Origin of the sequence: Shewanella marinintestina (assembly GCF_023283845.1) — a bacterium.
Lineage (GTDB): Bacteria > Pseudomonadota > Gammaproteobacteria > Enterobacterales > Shewanellaceae > Shewanella > Shewanella marinintestina.
Genome location: NZ_JAKILC010000008.1, coordinates 164,521 through 184,018, shown reverse-complemented (window position 1 = coordinate 184,018; position 19,498 = coordinate 164,521). Strand labels below are relative to the sequence as shown.

The window sequence follows — 19,498 nt, the reverse complement described above, 5'->3', positions numbered from 1 at the left end:
CCATCAACCGCATCACTGTTTCCAGCAATAAATATAATGGAATAACCATGAAAAACAGACCTGAGATCTGGCTAATCACCAGCCTAATGATGTTTCCACAAATCGTGGAGACCGTATACAGCCCTGTACTACCTAACATAGCTAAAGCTTTTGATGTTAGCCCACATGCGGCCTCACAAACGCTATCAATTTACTTTATTGCATTTGCGCTAGGTGTCATCGTTTGGGGCCGCCTAGCCGATGTTATGGGCCGCAGACCTGCAATGTTACTTGGCCTGTTGAGTTACGCTCTAGGCTCAATTATTGCGATACAGAGCACTGCATTTGAATACCTGCTACTGGCACGCAGTTTAAGCGCATTTGGCGCAGCCGTAGGCTCAATTGTCACTCAAACTATGCTGCGCGACAGCTTTCAGGGGCGAGAGCTCAGTAAAGTCTTCTCAATTATGGGCATGGGAATAGGCGTTAGCCCGGCCTTGGGACTACTCTTAGGCAGTATTCTCGCCAGTGAGTCTGGCCATAAGGGTGTATTTTTGGCACTCGGGGCGCTTGCGGCTACCTTAATAACCTTATGCATTTGGCGACTACCAGAAACCCAGACCACAAGCCAAAAAGCGACAGCGATAAAACCTTTAGCACTAAGAATGTGCCGAGATATTATGCTTTGGCGCGACGCTGTTTTGGTTGCGAGCTTTAACTTAATGCTATTTGGCTATTACTCACTCGCACCTTTTGTATTCAGCCAGCTAGGATTGAGCCAGAAACAGTTTGGCGCGAGCGGGATCATACTCGCAACTGGCGTATTAATGGGAAGTGTCTGTAATAAGTATTTACTCAGCAGGAACTGGCAAATTGAAACCTTGATTTCTTTAGCTGGTATTACAGCACTTGTGGGGGCTATAGGCGTATATCTAACTCAATCTAGCTTACTATTCTTGCTGCCAATGAGCTTAATAGTATTCGGGTTTGGTATCGCTATTCCCAATATTTTAAGTCAAGCGCTACTTAACTATAAAGAAGCGGCAGGTACTGCAGGCGCGCTATTTGGATTAACTTACTATCTGTTACTGGGAGCTGGCTTAGCCTTAGCTGCAATCAGTCATAACCTCGCCTTACTCTTATTGATTAGTGCACTAGTTTGCACTGTGCTTGGTCTCAAAAAGCGATAAACCTATTCTACTGGATATGACTCGTTGCGGCTAACCTTGCCAGTGGCTATGCAGATAAACAACATCGCAGTACTTTTGCGATCAACATGGCATTTTAGTATGTTGAACAAAGGCAAAATATACCGCTTAAGCCAAATGCATTCAGCAAGCGGTTTAAGCTTCCAAATTACCCATAACTCAATGGCTCAATAGATGACCAACTTTACGTCTTCTAAGACGTACTATCTATTGGGCACAACTAAGGCTTTACAGTGATCTCTAAACTTCCAAAATGGGTAGAATACGGGGCTTTCATTCTGGCTTTCACTGCCGGTAGTGTTAATGCGATTGGACTACTCGGATTTGAGCATCAATCTGTTTCTCATCTATCAGGAACAGCCACCCTTGTGGGGACTCAATTATTAAGCTCGTCGCCAACTGCACTGTTTCATCTGCTGGGTATTTTAATTAGCTTTATGTTTGGCGCGACACTTTCAGGGGCATTCTTGTCGGGGAGTAGCGTTAAGCTTGGCCGCCATTACGACACCTTATTGTTAATTGAAGCAGGCTTTCTGCTAGTGGCAATATATCTTCTGCAAGATGGGACTTATTACGGGCATTACATGGCCTCTGCGGCTTGCGGACTGCAAAATGCCTTAGCAACCACCTATAGTGGTGCAATTGTTCGCACCACACACGTTACCGGCATATTTACAGATTTAGGCATCATGCTCGGTGGCACTTTTAAAGGTGAAAAATTTGATAAGCGTAAAGCCATACTATTTTTGCTTATCATTGCAGGTTTTATCTCTGGCGGTGCCTTAGGCGCTGTTCTTTTTGCCAAATTGGCATTTTTCGCGCTATTAGCACCTGCGGCTATTTGTATCGCGCTCGCCATGAGCTATCGCTTCTACAAAATCCACACACGCCAAAAAGAAAGCCTAAAATGAGTGATTTGGTATATAGATAAGTGATTTGATCACTTATCTATTTTGGCTACTGCATTATAAATTAATCGTCACTTTCTCAATCACGATAGCCTCTCTTGGCACATCATCATGATCGCCTTGAGATGCTGTTTTAGCACGGCCAATTTTAGTCACCACATCCATACCGCTAGTCACTTGGCCAAATACAGCATAACCCCAACCAGCATTAGTTGTTGCTGTATGATCTAAAAAACTATTATCAGCCAAGTTGATAAAGAACTGACCCGTCGCAGAATGCGGCGCATCAGTGCGTGCCATAGCAATACTGCCACGCACATTCTTAAGGCCACGATTGGCTTCGTTAACAATCGCTGCTCGTGTCGGCTTCTCTTCCATCTCAGCTGTAAAACCACCGCCTTGGATCATAAAACCTTTAATCACGCGGTGAAAAATAGTGCCTTCAAAAAAACCATCTTGGCAGTACTTCAGAAAATTCTTGGCACTAACTGGCGCCTTATCAAAATCCAGTGTGATCTCAATGTCACCTAGATTAGTGGTAAATATAATCATGGCCGAATAACCCTTATCAAAATTTATCGCGAAGGTACCACCTTTAGCCGCTGTTGACTGTAAAAATCAGTGTCCGAGGCTAAATCAATCTGAGCAGGTCATTCAACTTTACCCGGCCTCACGACTCTCTGTTCATATTCAGTCTAGTTGAGTTGAGCTAATAAACGCCAATATTCAGTCAGCAGGCGAACAAGCGCCTAAAATTCGCAATATAACTGAATATGACAGCTGTTAATCAACAAAAAACCAACTGATAACAAATATCGTCAAATAAATGACTTAACCATTGATTTTAAAGTTTTTATGTCACTACACACAATAAACTTATGAGCTATTAGTCACGTTATATGGCTTCTTTAGCTTATAAAATAAGTTATAGAACAGGCTTTTATCAACAAAGAAACAAAAACAACAACTTTGACTATTTTTAGTCTTAATTAGAGAACGAACCATGACCAATCAACACAATAACAATTTACAAAATAACGATCGTCGCCGCTTTCTAAAAACTACTACAGGTCTTGCTATTACAGCTGCTGGTGCCAGCCTATTACCAGCCAGTGCCCAGGCGGGTAATGCCGAGTTTACTGAAGCTTTTCACGGTAATCATTCTGATCATGGCTTTTGGAATAAAGTGCGTAAAGAGTTTGTATTAAACAAGCGCACCACCTATATGAATATCGGTACCTCTGGTAGCATGCCAAAAAGAGTACTTAAAGAATATAATAAAGCTAATGAGCAAATTTCTATCAACCCTTGGAACAGCAACGTTCCAACATTAGATTATGCTAGACAAATAGCACCAAGCTTTGGTGCTGACGAACACGAATTAGTCTTGTCACGCAACACTACTGATGGTGTTTGTACCATTATTAATGGCCTACAGTTTGAATACGGCGATGTCATCTTAACAACCAACCACGAGCACCCAGCGATCACCGTGCCGTTAAAGCATGTTGCCGAACGTTATGGTGCAGAAGTCATAGAGTTAACTCTTCCTGTTTATACACCTGATAATGAAGTCTGTGCTGATGATTTTGTAAAAGTGTTCAACGATGCGGTAAACCTCTATGGTAATCGTGTACGTTTAATCGCTTTCTCACATGTAACTTACACAACCGGCACCACATTACCTGCTAAGAAAATTTGTAAGAAAGTCGCGATTCCAAACGGTATTGTGACCTTAATTGATGGTGCCCATACCCCAGGTATGTTCAATTTAGACTTCCACGATATCGACTGTGACTTTTACTCTGGTGCGGGTCATAAATGGCAGTGTGGTCCAGGAGCAACTGGCTTCTTATATGTTCGAGACAACGCCAGCCGTTTATATGAATTTTGGAGTGACAGAGCAACTCCGCTTTGGTTTATCAATAGTTCTTCTTCAGCTACAGCCATACAGTCTAGACTGCAATCTGTTGGCCAAGATAACTACCCTGCAAAACGTGCATTAGCAGATGCTTGTACCCTGTGGGATGAGATTGGTCGTGATGCTATTGAAGAACGTATTCTTGACTTAAGCGCTCTATGTAAGCGTGAACTGGCTAAAAAGTTCCCTAATGCAATGATCTTTGCCCCTAATGTTCGTCAGCTTTCTAGTGGTCTAACAACCTTTAATCCATTTGAAGATCTACATGATATTGAACTACTTACCCAGTTCCGTGACCGTTTGCATGAAGAGTACGGTTATATTGTAAGAACCACCTCTTTCAAGATTGACCCAAATGATATGTTTAAGACCTACACGCTACGTATCTCAACTCACTTATTCCATGACCATGATGACGTAAAGGGCTTAGTGAAGGCAATGAAACAGCTTTATCGCGAGATGAAGTAAGCACACAAGCTAAATACTACCTGACTTAATAGGTGAGTTACCGCTAGATATAGCGCTAACTCACAAAAAAGCCGCTCCTTTAAAACAAGTGAGCGGCCTTTTTATTAGTCTTTAAAATACGTCACGCTTGCTGCTGAACGTTAGCGGATAGTTTGCCCTGTTCATCAAGTAATAACCGAGTAAACTCTGCTGCGGGAATAGGTCTACTGAATAGGTATCCTTGGCCATATTCACAGTTATGTTGCTGCAAGAAATTTGCTTGCTGCTCATCTTCAATACCTTCAGCCACTACAGCTAGTTTTAACGATTTTGCCATTGCTAAAATTGCCGATACCAATGATTCATCAGACGAACTAGTGGTCATTTTATTAATAAAAGCCCGATCGATTTTAAGCTTGGTAAATGGAAATTTTTGCAAATAACTTAATGCTGAATACCCAGTACCAAAATCATCAATTGAAAGCCCAACCCCAAGCTGTTTAAGGTACGACAACATCTTCATCAAACTATGGCCTTGATCAATAAGCAAGCTTTCAGTCACTTCCATATCGAGCTTATTCGCGGGTAAGCCCGTTTCTTGTAATACATCTACAATCTTTGCTTGTAGCTGCTCACAATAACGGAACTGTACACTCGAGAAGTTAATCGCAATCGTGATCGGGCAAATAGCTTGCCAGCCGGCAGCTTTACTACATGCTTCAGACAATACCATCCCGCCAAGCTTGTGGATCAAGCCATTTTTCTCAGCCAACGGAATAAAGTCTTCAGGTGATACAAAGCCGAGTTCACTGTCATTCCAACGCATTAACGCCTCTGCAGCAACAATCTTACGAGTGCTTAAATCCAAAATGGGTTGATAGTAAATCTCAATATCGCCTTGCTGAATCGCTTGATGTAAGCGCATGTTAAGCATTAGATTTCGTTGCACATCTAAGTTCATGCTGGCATCATAAAAACTAAAGCCATTACGCCCCATATCTTTAACTCGATACAGTGCCGTATCAGCTCTTTTCAGCAGTGTCGCTGCAGTATTGCCATCTTTCGGGTAAGTCGACATACCAATGCTAGTCGAAACAAAAAACTCTTGTTGCTCAATATGAAACGGCTTTTCAAATATCGATAAAATACTGCTCGCAACCAACTTTGCCGCATCTTGGTGTTTAATATCCGGCACAATCACTAAAAACTCATCACCACCTAAACGCGCGACAGTGTCAGTGCTGCGTACCGATTGAAGCAAACGCGCACTGGTTTGCTTCAATAACTCATCGCCAGCGTGATGGCCAATAGTGTCGTTAATCTGCTTAAAGTTATCGAGATCGATAAATAGCAATAATATTTGAGTCTTTCGAGCATGAGCGGTGCAAATAGCTCGCTCTAAACTTGTCATACCATAGTTTCGGTTAGCAAGATTGGTCAGCTCATCGTGGCTCGCTTGGTAAGCAAGCTTGCTCTCTGAGTTTTTCCGTTTAGAGATCTCTTCATGCAGTAACGTGTTTTGTTTGGCTAACTTTTGCTGTTGCTCCGATGACAATTCAACTTGAGTCTGCAGCACTAAATTAGTGTTATTCACTCGCATTAAATAGATCAGACCTAAAAAGACAGGTAAAGCTAAGAGTGAAATGGCAGCAATAAACCAACCTGACGTAAAAATGTCTTCTTCACTCACCGGCTCAAACCAGCTTTCAAGTATAAACGGCGTGGACTTTACGTCCTTGTTGAAATAGATAATCCCAGGACTATTGGCCGAGTATTTAGATCCTTGCTGCTGAATGTTGGTTCCACAGTCGGTCAAAGAGTTCCATACCAAGACATTTCCTGCTGGAGAGACCAAGGTTAAACAACTGCCACTATCAACATGCTCCTGAGTCGATAACATGCCGATAATCAACTCAGTATTTAGGCTCGCAACCAAAATCGCCACAGGTTTATTCTGATGGTAAATCGTCTGCAGTAACAAGATCTGTAAGCCGTCTGCCGTATCAACCAAATGCACCTTATGGCTAACTTGCTCCATAAGCTTGAATGGCAATTTGCTAATATCAAATTCCGATTCAGATTCAGAGTCCGCAATAACAGTACCGCCAAGCCCTACAATCGTGACCCTAGAGTAAATAAACTGGCTATCCATTTTATTTGATTGAGTAAAATGCTCTATGGTTCTACTAAGGCTGAACAAGCTTGAACTCAAACCATACTGCATCGACATGCCAGCAGCTAAGTTGGAGAAGTAAGTATTAACGTCGCGCTTTTCACTTAAGTTAGCGATGTTTTTTTCACTAGCATCGAAGAAAAAACTAAGGTTTTCAACGTAATTACTCACTCTTAAATTAAGTGCACTATTTTGTGACTCCTTTAAACGGCTTTGTCCCAAATTGGTTACCGTTAGAATGAGGATCAGATAGCCACTCAATAAAATACCGGCGATGATAATCGTCGTTTTGCTATTAAACCATTTAAAGTGTTTCATGTTACTTATGAGTATCAGCTACCGCTTGATCAAAATAATCTTGGTAATAATGGAATACTGTTGGGTAGTACTTTTTAACCAATTTTCGGTAACTACCATCAGCACGGATCTGTTTAAGATATTGATTAAATGCTTCTCTGAGCTCAGGAGAGTCTTTACGGAAACCCATCGCCATTCTTTGCTCTTCAGAAATTGGGCCAATAATCTTAATAGAATTAGGCCACTTATCGATGGCAATGAGCGAGTCGGCTACATCCAGCAATGTCGCTTCCGCATCGATACTCAATAGAAAAGGCACCATTTCATTAAGTTGTAATTCTTTAGTCGGCAAAATAACATTGGCTTCAGTGGCGTATAAGTTATAAAGATCGGGATCCAAGCAAGATTGTTTCATCGCCAGAATATCGCGCTCCTTGAGCAAACTTCTCACCATGGTAATGTCGTCAAAAATTGAACCGCTAGGTTTTATAGGGTTAAGTTCTGAAGTCGTGCGTGCCACTAGCCACACAGCCGATGGAAAATAATCATCTGAAAAGTCGACTATCTCTCGGCGCCAATCGAGTACAGTTAAGCCATTAGCAATAACGTCGCCAACGATAGGTTGTTCTGGGCTATAGACCACTTTATTATTAACAAACTGGCCATTGCGACCGGTTAACTTGCCAAATACAGTCGCCCACTGAGCAGGAACAAATTGATATTCCACACCTAGATGCTTGGCAAAGTTTTGCATCAATTCAATATCAAGACCGCTATGGTTTACTTTATTACCCTCTTCAAATTGAGAAACAAAGTTTGCATAGGGTACGCCTAAATGACGAAGTACGCCTTCAGCTTTAATCTCGGCTAAATCTCTTGCTAAAACTTGCAGGCTAGATAAGCCTAAAACTAACATTACGACTAACTGAATGATGAATCTTGATTGCATTTGAAACACCTTCATAAAAGCCTGACCACTTAAGGATCGTTTAGGTAAAATTTGAGTTCACGGAGTATACCTATAGTCGATGTAAAATTCGCGACATAGGCAGCAATTTTAGCAATCGCGATGGCATTTATTTACTTATCACGACAAAGTATAAAATTAGCACATTAAAACAAGCACATAAATACTATTTAACAACTAATTAATTACAACTAAATAGCGTAAATTACTGTCAAATAAATGGCTAGTGTCAGTAAAAAATATCGGCTAAAAAAGACAATAAAAAAACCAGCAGAGCTGGCTTTTTTATTGTTCTATAATGACAGATTAACACTTGCCTAATTCGACCATTTTTACGCTATCGAGTAAAATACTTGTCGCTATCTCACCACTATTTATAGCAAAACTAAACTACTGTACCGATTGTCTCTTTTACTCCTAGACTGCCGCTTTGCCTAAACGCTTAAGCAAGCCAAAAGCCTTATTCATATGCTGCTCAGCCACCACAAAACCTTGTAGATCATCACGACTATCAAAAGCTTGCACACTCATCCCATCAGCATCGATATCTAATTGCCAACGATTAACCTGATGCACTGCTTGCCCTGCCAACTGAATGGGATAATGCGGCGTTTTAACCTTCACCAACATGGCGGGCAATACTACGGCCGTCTCATGGCCTAATAAGGTTTTAGCTAATGCATTGGCGCAAACTAAAGCTGGCTGCAAATACGCTGACACCTTGCCACCAATCTCGGCGCAGTCGCCCAAGGCATATACATCCGTTACCGAGGTTTGCAGCTGGTTATCCACCACTATGCCTCGATTGACCGCTAAACCCGCTTGCTGCGCTAACTGCGTATTAGCCAGAAGTCCTGCAGCAGAAATAACAGTATCAACAATAAGCGACTCACCATTTGCTAACTCTACCTGCAAAGCGCGGCAATCTTCACTGGAGTTAATGCTACTCACTTTATTACTCATCGCAAATTGCACGCCTAATTGCTGCATCTGCTTACGTAGCTGAGTCGCTATGTATTCGGGTAATAAATTGGCCATCAGTTGATCACAAGGATCAACTGTAATTACTTGCTTACCCGCTGTTGCGAGATCCATAGATAACTCGGTGCCGATCAAACCGCCACCTATCACTAACACACGTTTGGCCAACGCCAACTCTTGTTCAGCAGCTTGGTACTCTTGCAAACTATTGAGCGTCACAATGCGATCTATGGCCTTACCTGACATCGGCGGCACAAAGGCCTTAGATCCGGTGGCAACAACTAACTTTGCGTATGGGTACGCCTTACCTACAACTTTGATCTTATGTTGCTCCGGATCAATCGAGTCCACATAACTATTAGCGTGCAGTTCAAAGTTAAGCTCGCGCGCGATCTCCATCCCAGATGCACGCACAAGATCGCTTGCTAACTGCTGCTTAGACATCACATGGCTTAGATCTGGCTTATTGTAATCATCGCCATTATCAGCAGTAAAAACCTGGATCGTTACCGTTTGATCGCTGCGGCGAATAGCCTTAATAAGCTGATAGGCGGCAAAGCCACTACCAATAATGACGATTGGCGCATCAAGTTGTTCGCTCATCAAGTTATGCTCCAGCTATTGGTTGAAACACTTCTTTACCAATACCGCATTCAGGGCAAAGAAAATCTTCAGCCACATCAGACCAAGTAGTACCTGGGGCGACATCTTGATTCGGCTCACCAATAGCGGGGTCATAAACCCAATTACATACGGTGCATAGCATCTTTTGGCTATCAACCATAGCAACGCTTGCATCACTTTGAGCCACAGGCGTAAACGACTCAACACTGCTATCTGTTGTAGCTGGCTCACGGTTAACTATGTTTTGCTTTAATGGTTCAGACAAGTCCTTAAGCGCCCACTGCTTAGCTACATGTTGGCCATACTCACGGCATTCACGCATGGCTTTACCGTCTGGGCGCCACTTAGTTTTCATCCCATAAGTTGTTTCAAAGCCAGCATCGGTTAAGCGAGTATGAATGCGATCGACCGCGCCGCCATTCCAGCCAAAGCTACCAAAAGCTGCCGCTTTCTTATTCTTAAAGCGCAGACCGGTGATCTCTTCTAGCATACCAGCCACTTTAGGCATCATCACATTGTTCATGGTTGATGAACCGACTAAGATCCCTTTCGATCTAAAGATACTGGCAAGAATGTCATTCTTATCCTGGCGCGATACGTTAAAGACTTTCACTGCAACGGCTGGATCGACATCATGGATCCCCTGAGCAATCGCATCGGCCATCATACGGGTGTTATTCGACATCGAATCATAAAATAGAGTAATGCGATCTTCTTGGTAATCATTAGCCCACTCAAGATATTGGTGGATGATCTGCGTGGGATTATCGCGCCATACAATACCGTGTGACGTTGCGATCATATCAACCGGAACATTAAAGCTAAGTACTTCATGGATCTTAGCGGTCACCAAAGCACTAAAAGGCGTTAAAATATTCGAGTAGTAGCGCAGGCATTGATCCATCAATTCAGTTTGATCGACTTCATCGTTAAATAGGCGTTCATCGCAATAATGCTGACCAAAGGCGTCGTTGCTATACAGTACAGCGTCACCAGTCTGATAAGTCATCATGCTATCTGGCCAATGCAGCATAGGCGCTTCGATAAAGATCAATTGCTTGCCGTTACCAATGTCTAGCGTGTCACCGGTTTTTACCACATTGAAGTTCCATTCAGGGTGATGGTGGTGACCAACGATCGAATCAACTGCATTTTCAGTGCAGTAGATTGGGGTATTGGGGATCTTGGCCATTAGCGCAACTAAGGCGCCAGAATGATCTTCTTCGGCATGATTTATAACGATGTAGTCGATCTCATTAAGGTCGATCTCCATCTCAAGATTTTGGATAAACTGCTGACTAAAACGATGATCAACGGTATCGATCAATACCGTCTTTTGCTCACGAATAAGGTAACTGTTGTAGCTCGTCCCTTTAGTCATTTTATACTCGGTACCATGGAAGTCCTGTACTTCCCAGTCGCGTTGTCCTACCCAATGAATGTTGTTTTTGACATGGATTGTCATATTGCCACCTATTACTAAAATTCAAATAGTGCATTAACACTAAACCTGAAGCTGTAATAGCAGCGAACGTGCCAACATTTTATTTCATTGATTTTAAAGATTTAACAGGGATAAACTCAATTTAAGAGTGTCTTTTTGATATCATGATTAAGTGTCAAAATGATAATTAATTGTCGATATGACACCACCGATAACATATTGCATTGAACTCTTATAGTTAAGATCTACAAACTTAATGCTGCAAAATTTCAGGCTGCAATATATGTAGCCTAAGCCATAACCGAGAAAATAAATCCATAGCGACTTACCACAGCCTTTTCAGCCAAGATCCCACAGCTTGTAGCTACGACAGCGACAATCGTTAACCCATAAAAAAGCCTCAAGTAAAATACTTAAGGCTAAGTCTAATCAAAGGTGGAACTCGTTGAACTTATTCAGCTAGAGCAAGTTTACAGGTGCATATTTTTAATCAAAGCTGCACGTACATCGTAATCGTCTTTATGGCAGCTTGAACAACTGTCTTTTGACGTATTCCAAGGCTGTACATACTTGCCGTCTTTAGAAAAGTTCTCGGTGCTATCCGCAGGGTAATCTAAGTTAATTCTGAAGAAATGCTTTTCGTTAGGCATATGGCAGCTTTCACATTTAGCGACAAAACTATGTACCTCAAGTTCTGGAGTAAACGGCTTGTCGTAATGACAATCGATACACTGTTTCAGCATTGCATTTTCATGACCAGGCTGGTCCTCATTCACCTTAGACTGATGCGGGTTATGACATGTATGACAAGCCATATCCGCTTTCTTACCGGTAATTTTACCAGTATTAGCGTCCATTCCCAGTAGCGCATCACCAGCCACTCGACCACCTAAGTCGTAAGGAATAGTACGGCCGCCTATGCTATCGCCGCCAAAATCTTGGTTATGTTCACTGACAAAACTTGGAAACTTACGATTAGTCTTTTTACTATGACATTCAGAACAAGTTACAGCCTTACCAAAGCCCATATCCTCTTGCATTAGATCAGAGGTATAACGCCCCTTTGCAATACGATCAATATCGTCTGCTGACTGGGTTTTAACATGCTTATCACCGGCACCATGACACGCTTCACATTGAATTCCCGTCATCTCAAAAGTCCCTTCTATACCAACAAGGCCATCTTGATGATTTGGATTTAAGTCAGAACCAGGAGTATGATCTTTCCAGCCAGTAGTGTGACAATGACCACAATCAAATGAATGGGAATCAGCTTCACCGCCCGGGGCATAAGCTGAAATATGATCAATCGTAAAGTCTTCGCCATTTTCAGGCAGAATGGCACGGACACCAGTACCTGAAAGGATATAGCCATTTTTATCTAGGTACATTGCAGTACGGTAGTATCCACCAATTACGTAGCTCACTTCTTCCCAACTATTTGGTGTACCCGCTGTATTATCTGCTCCGTATAGTAATTCAACCGAGCCTTCTAACGAACTAAATGGAAACTGCGGTGCTGCGCCACTTTCAATTTTGCTCAACTTAAAGTTATGACCTGTTTCTAGGAAACTATCCTTATCGGTATGGCAGCTTAAGCAAGTTTGGCTGCCCACATAGCTCCGAGTTTCAAGACTTTCGCTCACTATAATTGTCACTGTAGCACTATCGGTAGCCCCTTCAGGATCAGCAATCGTGTAACTAAACACTACTGTACCAACGTGAGTCGGGGTAAATAATAGTTGATTATCCTTAATCAGACCTTCGCCACTTCCTTCAATAAGAGCAATCTGGCTAAGTGTGAGTTCATCACCATCAGGATCGCTATCATTAGCTAACGCATCAATCATCACTGGCGTACCAATAATCGCCGTCGCTGTAGTTGCCATGGCTATAGGTGGGTTATTATCACTTGGAGGTGGAGGCGGCATAACATCATCGCTGTCAGAGCCACAAGCAACGAGTAATGTTGCCATACTTGCTATCAACACTTTTCTATATGAAGCATTTACATTGTTCATCATGATATTCCCTGCAAAAGTATCACTATTTTTATTTGATTTTTATCTAGCTACGGTTAAAAACCATCACCGCTTAACGAAACAGAAATGACTTTTATATAGAATAAAGATGAGAAAATATGACTAGATTAAATTAACAAGCTCTTAAGCATGTTTAATTTAATTAGGATCAATACTGCATAAAAATTTAAGTTCTCGAGTAATTAATAGGCTAAAGATTTACTTAATCTTCTATATTCTACAAATATGAAAATAGTCAATTAAGCGATAATCAGTAATGGACTTATCATCCCGAAAATGGTGTTTTTCGTACCTAGTAGCAACTATGTGAACTTCGCAGGTATTTAATAAGCAAAATGATGGCATAAAACCATCTGCTTATTTAGTGGTTAAGATATTGGGTGAGTATCTTTGAATTGGGATGGTGTAAGCTGAGTATGGCGTTTAAAGAACTTCACAAAATAAGTCACATCGTCAAAGCCTAGCTGATAAGCAATTTCTTGTATTTTGGCGCTACCAATAATGAGTCTGCGTTTGATTTCAAGAATCGCATGCGCATCAATCAACTGCTTTGCTGTTTGGCCACAAGCTTGCTTACACAGTAAATTAAGTGACTTATAGGATACATGCAGCATCTGCGCATACTCCGATGCCTCACGGGTGCTTGCAGCCTTGCTCTCTATTAGCAGTAAAAATTGCTGAAAACGATATGCTTGCGCCTCATTTAAATGCAAGGCTTCAGTCTTCCTCTCCGCCGCTAAAGCTACGAGTAATGACGAGAATAAAAGTTGCACCAGCAATTTAGAGTCTGCAGTGCCTTCTTGAACCTTATTAATTTCGTACAATAAATGTTCACAAGTTTCTATCAAAGATTGGCTTAAACTTAAAAGCGGTTGCTGTGAGCTCACCAGATGAGTAGGAGTAAAAAATGGAATACGGATATTGGTTAAAATCGTATTTAAAAAGTCTTCGGTAATATTAATCATCTTACCTTTAGGCCGACTCTCTAAATCAAAAGCATGCACTTGATGTTTATTGATAAATATAAAACTGCCGCTTTTAAATGGATGATATTTAAAATCAACAAAATGACCACCTTGTCCATCAGTGATATAAATAAAACAGAAGTAATTAATCCGATGAGGTTGAGATGGGCAAAATTTACACTTAGCCAATTTGCTATAAAAAAGGTCTAAATCTAATATTTCGACGCCAGATTTATTAATATGAGGCGCTCTAAATTCAACATTGGGAACACTGTGCATCAACTTAATTCCTACCCTGCCACATTCCCTAAACCCAATAAAATTTAGGCTTAGGGCTATACGGATAACTACTTTAGCGGACTATCTAACACCAAAAACTAATTATCAATAAATGTGCAGTAAAAACTAAACCCAGCTCCCAATCTACTCTAGAGTAACCACAGCGCTATCAGCTTCAGCTTGATAACGAGCAAACATATCTGCGACGGCCTCACTGCTGCCACTAAAACCTTTATCGCTAAGAAATTGTTCATTATAAAGCTTTGATGAAGAGCGCTCGGCAATATCACACCAAAAGGTCACTATGGTTTTACCCTGGCCCATTTTAGCTGCGGCATAAAGCGCCCCAGCAACATTGAGTGCCGCGCTACTGCCAAGTGTAATACCGTCATACTCTCTGACATGACGTGCAATGGCAATCAAATCAACATCCGACAAAGTAATGGCTTTGTTGATGTTAGCTTGGCGGAAGTTCTCAACTAAGCGCATGATTCCAATACCTTCAGTGAATGAACTGCCAGTTGATTGATATTCACCGTCTTTCAAATATGAATAGATCCCAGAGCCATCCGGATCCACCAACCAAGTTTGTAACTGTGGATTTTGCTCAGATAAATAACGCGAGTTACCGGCAATAGTGCCGCCAGTACCAGCGACAGAGACTAGCGCATCGATCATTCCTTTAGTTTGCTGCCAGATCTCAGGAGCGGTATTGAGATAATGGGCCCTAAAATTACTGGTATTTTCAAATTGATCGGCCCACCAATAATCGCTGTTGGCCTCACCTAATCGTTTAGCGGTGTGATAGAAATGATCTGGGTTAGCAAACGGGCAGGCATCGACCAACTTAAGCTCGGCATCAAACAAGCTGATCATCTGCTCTTTCTCTGGCGCTTGGCCTTTAGGCATCACCACCAGCATCTTAAAACCTAATGCTTTAGCCACTAAGGCTAAACCTATGCCGGTATTACCTGCAGTCCCCTCAACGATCGTCATGCCTGCCTTTAATTTTCCGCTGGCGATCGCATCTTTCACCATCTGCAGCGCTGCACGATCTTTAATTGAACCACCTGGATTTTGTTGCTCGCACTTAAGCAAAATCTCACAGCCTGTGAGCTCACTTAGGCTATTGATCCTAAGTAGATCCGTGTTACCAATAAGATCGGTGATATTGTTAGAAATAACCGGAGGGGTTGTTGAAACGCTTGAATCGGATTTAGATGCAGTAGGCATAAGAAGGACTCTTTATGGTCTTAATTTTTACAATATGAGTTATTACCATACTAGCCATAGAAATGCCTAAAGCCAAGTTCATCAAACTGCTGAACTTGGCCATATAAACTAAGATTACACCCAGCCTAGCTCGCGGAACTTTGCCAAAGTCTTGCAGAAGTATTGCATCTGTGCTGGCGTGCCGATTGAAAGACGGTTCCAACCTTCGCCGTGATTGAACGGACGACCAACCAAAATCCCAGCCTTGCTCATACGTTGCATATACAGCTCACTATCGCCATTCACTTTATGGAAGATAAAGTTGGTTTCACTTGGTAGATAATCTAAACCTAGCGCTTCGAGCTGTTTATAGACTAACTCTTTAGCTTGGCTGTTTGATTTAAGACTCAGCTCCAGCCATTGCTGACTTCTAAGACTAGCTTTTGCCGCAACACAACCAATTAAGTTGGCGTTATCAATACTCGCCTGAGCTTGCATCGCTTTAATCAACTCGCCATGAGCAACACCATAGCCGACACGTAAACCCGCTAGGGCATAGATCTTTGAGAAAGTACGGCACACAACAATATGCTTTTGCCCTTGTTTAACTCGCTCAATAGCAGAGACAAATCCCGGCTGTGCTACATATTCCACGTACGCCTCATCAACAATAAAGCTTAATTGGCTCGATGCTTGATCTAACCATTGATTAAGTTCGCTTTGGGGTAATAACAAGCCTGTTGGGTTATTGGGATTGCATAAATACACAATCGACGGACCATTATGCGCTGCCACTTTGGCTTTCATCGCGCCAAGATCAGTTTGCCAATCGCCATCAAGCTTTACCTTCACCACGGGTACACCACGCGCCATAGCGTAATCAATAATCACACCGTAGCTTGGATCTGGCATCACTAACTGGGTATTAGTTTGCACCAGTGCATCCAATGCCATCTTCAACACTTCAGATGAACCATTGCCGTAGATAAGCTGCGAGGTTTCAAGTGACAAATTGCTGGCAATCGTTGCCATCAAATCACTGCGCGCAGCATCTGGATAACGCCATGCATTAGGCAATGCTTCAAGTACCGCTTGCTGTGCCTTAGGCGCTAGCCCTAATGGATTTTCGTTAAAGTTAAGCGGTATCGCTTCAGCAGTATTCACTGTTGCAGTAGAAGGAGTTTGCGTAGAAACAGAGCTTGAGCTACAACCTAGAGTGGCTAAACTCGATGCGGCTGCGCCTGCATATAGAAACTGACGACGGCTTAACTTGAAAGTAGATGCGTGCATAGTTAGTTATTATTATTGAATTAATATATATAGCGATATTCATATTAATTACTCATTCCCGCTAGTGATTCAAGAGTAATTTGCTAGCTAGATCACATTTAAATCTAGCCGTAAGCGTATATAAATAAAGTATAAATTAGCCTAGAGGCAATTGAGCTCAAACACCAGACAACAGATACAAAAAAGCCCTATCAAATTGATAGGGCTTTAAAGCTTGTCGATATAAGGTTAGCCGATTAGCTTACTGTATCGAGAACATTAACGAGCGAACCAAGCATCAGCCCAAGCGCTGCCCACACCTGGAGCATAATGACTTGCTGAACCGCTACACCAGCCGCTGTTTGGCCATGGTAGACACTCATAAACACCGCCGGCGTTAGTCACAACATCACCAGCTTGGTACTGAGTGCCTGCAGCGTACGCTGGGTAGTCACCACCTTCGTCTTCTTCAACTAAGCTCACGCTAGTACGGCGAGTTAGCTCTTGCTCTGGAGCGCTAACCACAACTTCATAGCTACCCGCGGCTAAATCTGTCGCAGACAGAGTCAGAGCTGCAGTGCTTGCGCTATTAACTTCAGTGCTAGCAAATACGTTATTGCCTTGCACTAAGCTAGCTTTAATCACCATAGTTTGGTTAACGCTAGCGCTAAATTCGATAGTGACACTACCTTGATCAAGCACATAACGTGGTGCAATACCTGTTACATCAAGAGTAGGTTTAACCACTGGTGGCAAGCCACCGTCACAGTCGCTATCGCCTTGTGCTTTCCAAACGCCCCACTCGCCAGTAGTACCCGGCTCATCACCTTGAGTCCACCAGCCAGCTAACCAGCTCTTACTAGAATGGCTAACTGTGTCACCGCCAAGGTAAACCTTGGCTTTATCCCATGCGTTTTCACACACAGCGCCTTGCTCTTTCACTGTAACAGTACGCAATACAACAGTTTGTTGTCCCGCACTGTCTGTTACGCGGTAAGTGAGTGAATACTGACCTAATGTATCCGTATCAACATCACCTTCAATAACGATATGGTCAGTTAAGTCACCGTCTTCGGCATCAAGTGCGCTAACACCTGCCATAGGGTAAAACTCACTACCAACGAATACACTGGCATTAGTTACGCCTTTGATTTCTGGTTTAGTGTTATACACTTCAACACTACGCACTTGTTCAGTCAGATTATCATCGCTATCAGACACGCGGTAGGTTAGTGCATACAAACCTAGTGCGTCAGTGTTTACGTTACCTTCGACTTCAATTGACGATGTTAAGTCACCATCTTCCATATCGTTGGCGGTTACGCCAGCTAGTGAGTTAAAGTCGCCGCCTAACTTAACGCGAGTATTACTGATCCCACTAAAAATAGGTTTACCGTTATCAGGCTCTGGCGGCAAAATATCTTGGCCATGAATAAACGGACCATATGCCTTAATGAATGACTCATTGTACGCCTGACCCGCTGAGTTTTTCCCCATATCCCAGTTAACTGACCAAGTCATCACACCACGTAGTGGCTGACCTTGTGCTTTTAATTGTTCAAAAGCAGCGTACAGTTTTTGTGGGTCTTTAACATAGCCCGTTGCTGCGGCATCGATGTTAGTAGGAATACCAAACACAAGTTTATCGTGGGGGATCTTAGTAAAACCATTGTTGCCGTTCGCTAGTGCGTCAGCGATATGATAAATAAACTCTTGCTTTAAGTTATCGTTGTTTTGGGCAATCCAACCTAGGCCTTCGATATAAATACCGTCACCGCCTTGGTTATAAAACTGTGGGTTAATCCAATCGTAGTAGCCTTCTAGTGCCGTGATATAAGGCACGTACTTGCCACCGGTTGTTAGGTATGGGAATTCAGGCGCCATAGTGATCAAGAAGTTTTTACCTTGCTCACGGTAGTAATCTTTAACAATACGCAGCGCAGCAGGAATAACGGTTTGGTTGTCTGCAGCGGTAACAGCCGCTTGCTCAAGGTCGATATCCAAACCATCAAAGCCATATATTTCGACTAAACGAATGATTTCATCAGCCAATGCTTGCTCTTGACCATTACGCAGCTCAATGTGCGCATCTGCGCCGCCCAATGCGATTAATACAGAACGTCCTTGACGGTTTAGCTCACTGATTTGCTCAATAAACTGTGCTTCCGACAAGCCCACTGCAGGATCTAATTTAAAGGTAGGAATTGTGCCTACAGCGCCATAAACCTTCATAAATGACACATCAACAACGTTATATTGCGGATCAACTTCTTCTAATGTCACACATGGCGCTATGCCACCTTTGTAACCACCACCAGCACACCAGTTATGCCAATAGCCCACAACAACACCCGCTTGTGGATTAACCATATCGCTACCGTTAGCCATAGCTGGAGTAGATAACGCCCCCATAGCTAACGCAACACTAGCACCTAATAGGTTGATTTTTAGTGATTTCATGTATTTATCCCTTTTCATTAGATATAGAAAAGCAACAAACAGGCATCCAATGCCGCCTGTGTCACTTGTGGTAGCGCCACTGCCATAGGTTGCCCCTTAGACTGGATGCTTTGCGTCACCTGCTTTCACAGGCTTTGCCTTTATCATCAAGTGCACATAGTGCAACTTGTAAGATCTGGCGGATTATTATCTTTAACCCTAATATTGTAAATCGAAATATATCGATTAATCACCAACTTATAACTATAAAAACCATAAAACCATCAAAGACAAAATATTGACAACCAACATATTGATAAAAAACAGATAAAAATAAACAAAA

General features: G+C 42.4%; 13 protein-coding genes and 1 riboswitch. Of the genes, 3 read left to right on the top strand and 10 right to left on the bottom strand.

Translation table 11 applies throughout. The features are described 5' to 3' along the window. Positions 1–47: 47 nt before the first annotated feature. Both L2747_RS11255 and L2747_RS11250 read left to right on the top strand, forming a co-directional pair. Entirely contained in the window at positions 48–1,169 is a 1,122-nt protein-coding gene (locus L2747_RS11255; RefSeq protein WP_248999125.1) for a multidrug effflux MFS transporter, read from the top strand. 251 nt (positions 1,170–1,420) lie between these two features. Continuing rightward, a complete protein-coding gene (locus L2747_RS11250; protein WP_248999124.1) occupies positions 1,421–2,098 on the top strand; it encodes a YoaK family protein in 678 nt (225 codons plus the stop codon). Positions 2,099–2,152: 54 nt separating this feature from the next. Here L2747_RS11250 and L2747_RS11245 read toward each other — a convergent pair whose 3' ends face one another. Then, the gene (locus L2747_RS11245; protein ID WP_248999123.1) at positions 2,153–2,647 is read right to left on the bottom strand and encodes a peptidylprolyl isomerase; all 495 of its coding nucleotides are present in this window, start codon (positions 2,645–2,647) and stop codon (positions 2,153–2,155) included. Positions 2,648–3,098: 451 nt separating this feature from the next. Between L2747_RS11245 and L2747_RS11240 the strand changes: the two genes are divergently transcribed. After that, entirely contained in the window at positions 3,099–4,484 is a 1,386-nt protein-coding gene (locus L2747_RS11240; RefSeq protein ID WP_248999122.1) for an aminotransferase class V-fold PLP-dependent enzyme, read from the top strand. A gap of 121 nt (positions 4,485–4,605) precedes the next feature. On the opposite strand, the gene L2747_RS11235 is transcribed toward L2747_RS11240, so the two are convergent. From L2747_RS11235 to L2747_RS21425, 9 genes are all read right to left on the bottom strand, one after another. After that, on the bottom strand, positions 4,606–6,954 hold the full coding sequence (locus L2747_RS11235) for a putative bifunctional diguanylate cyclase/phosphodiesterase (protein WP_248999121.1): 2,349 nt from the start codon (positions 6,952–6,954) through the stop codon (positions 4,606–4,608). Between the two features lies 1 nt (position 6,955). Continuing rightward, a complete protein-coding gene (locus L2747_RS11230) occupies positions 6,956–7,882 on the bottom strand; it encodes a transporter substrate-binding domain-containing protein (RefSeq protein WP_248999120.1) in 927 nt (308 codons plus the stop codon). 435 nt (positions 7,883–8,317) lie between these two features. Further along, positions 8,318–9,484, bottom strand: a complete 1,167-nt coding sequence (norW, locus tag L2747_RS11225) for an NADH:flavorubredoxin reductase NorW (RefSeq protein ID WP_248999119.1) — start codon at positions 9,482–9,484, stop codon at positions 8,318–8,320. A 4-nt stretch (positions 9,485–9,488) separates the two neighbouring features. Continuing rightward, positions 9,489–10,970 carry an anaerobic nitric oxide reductase flavorubredoxin gene (gene norV, locus L2747_RS11220; RefSeq protein WP_248999118.1) on the bottom strand — a complete coding sequence of 494 codons (1,482 nt, stop codon included), beginning with the start codon at positions 10,968–10,970 and terminating at the stop codon, positions 9,489–9,491. Positions 10,971–11,419: 449 nt separating this feature from the next. Next, entirely contained in the window at positions 11,420–12,973 is a 1,554-nt protein-coding gene (locus tag L2747_RS11215; protein ID WP_248999117.1) for an Ig-like domain-containing protein, read from the bottom strand. A gap of 386 nt (positions 12,974–13,359) precedes the next feature. Next, positions 13,360–14,235 carry an AraC family transcriptional regulator gene (locus L2747_RS11210; protein ID WP_248999116.1) on the bottom strand — a complete coding sequence of 292 codons (876 nt, stop codon included), beginning with the start codon at positions 14,233–14,235 and terminating at the stop codon, positions 13,360–13,362. A gap of 144 nt (positions 14,236–14,379) precedes the next feature. Continuing rightward, positions 14,380–15,468: a cysteine synthase A gene (locus tag L2747_RS11205; protein WP_248999115.1), complete on the bottom strand. Its 1,089-nt coding sequence runs from the start codon at positions 15,466–15,468 to the stop codon at positions 14,380–14,382. 114 nt (positions 15,469–15,582) lie between these two features. Further along, positions 15,583–16,737, bottom strand: coding sequence for a pyridoxal phosphate-dependent aminotransferase (locus tag L2747_RS11200; protein WP_248999114.1), 1,155 nt, complete (start codon positions 16,735–16,737; stop codon positions 15,583–15,585). 258 nt (positions 16,738–16,995) lie between these two features. After that, positions 16,996–19,176 carry an immunoglobulin-like domain-containing protein gene (locus L2747_RS21425; protein WP_283107262.1) on the bottom strand — a complete coding sequence of 727 codons (2,181 nt, stop codon included), beginning with the start codon at positions 19,174–19,176 and terminating at the stop codon, positions 16,996–16,998. Between the two features lie 66 nt (positions 19,177–19,242). Beyond that, positions 19,243–19,325: riboswitch (cyclic di-GMP riboswitch) on the bottom strand. Between the last annotated feature and the right edge of the window lie 173 nt (positions 19,326–19,498).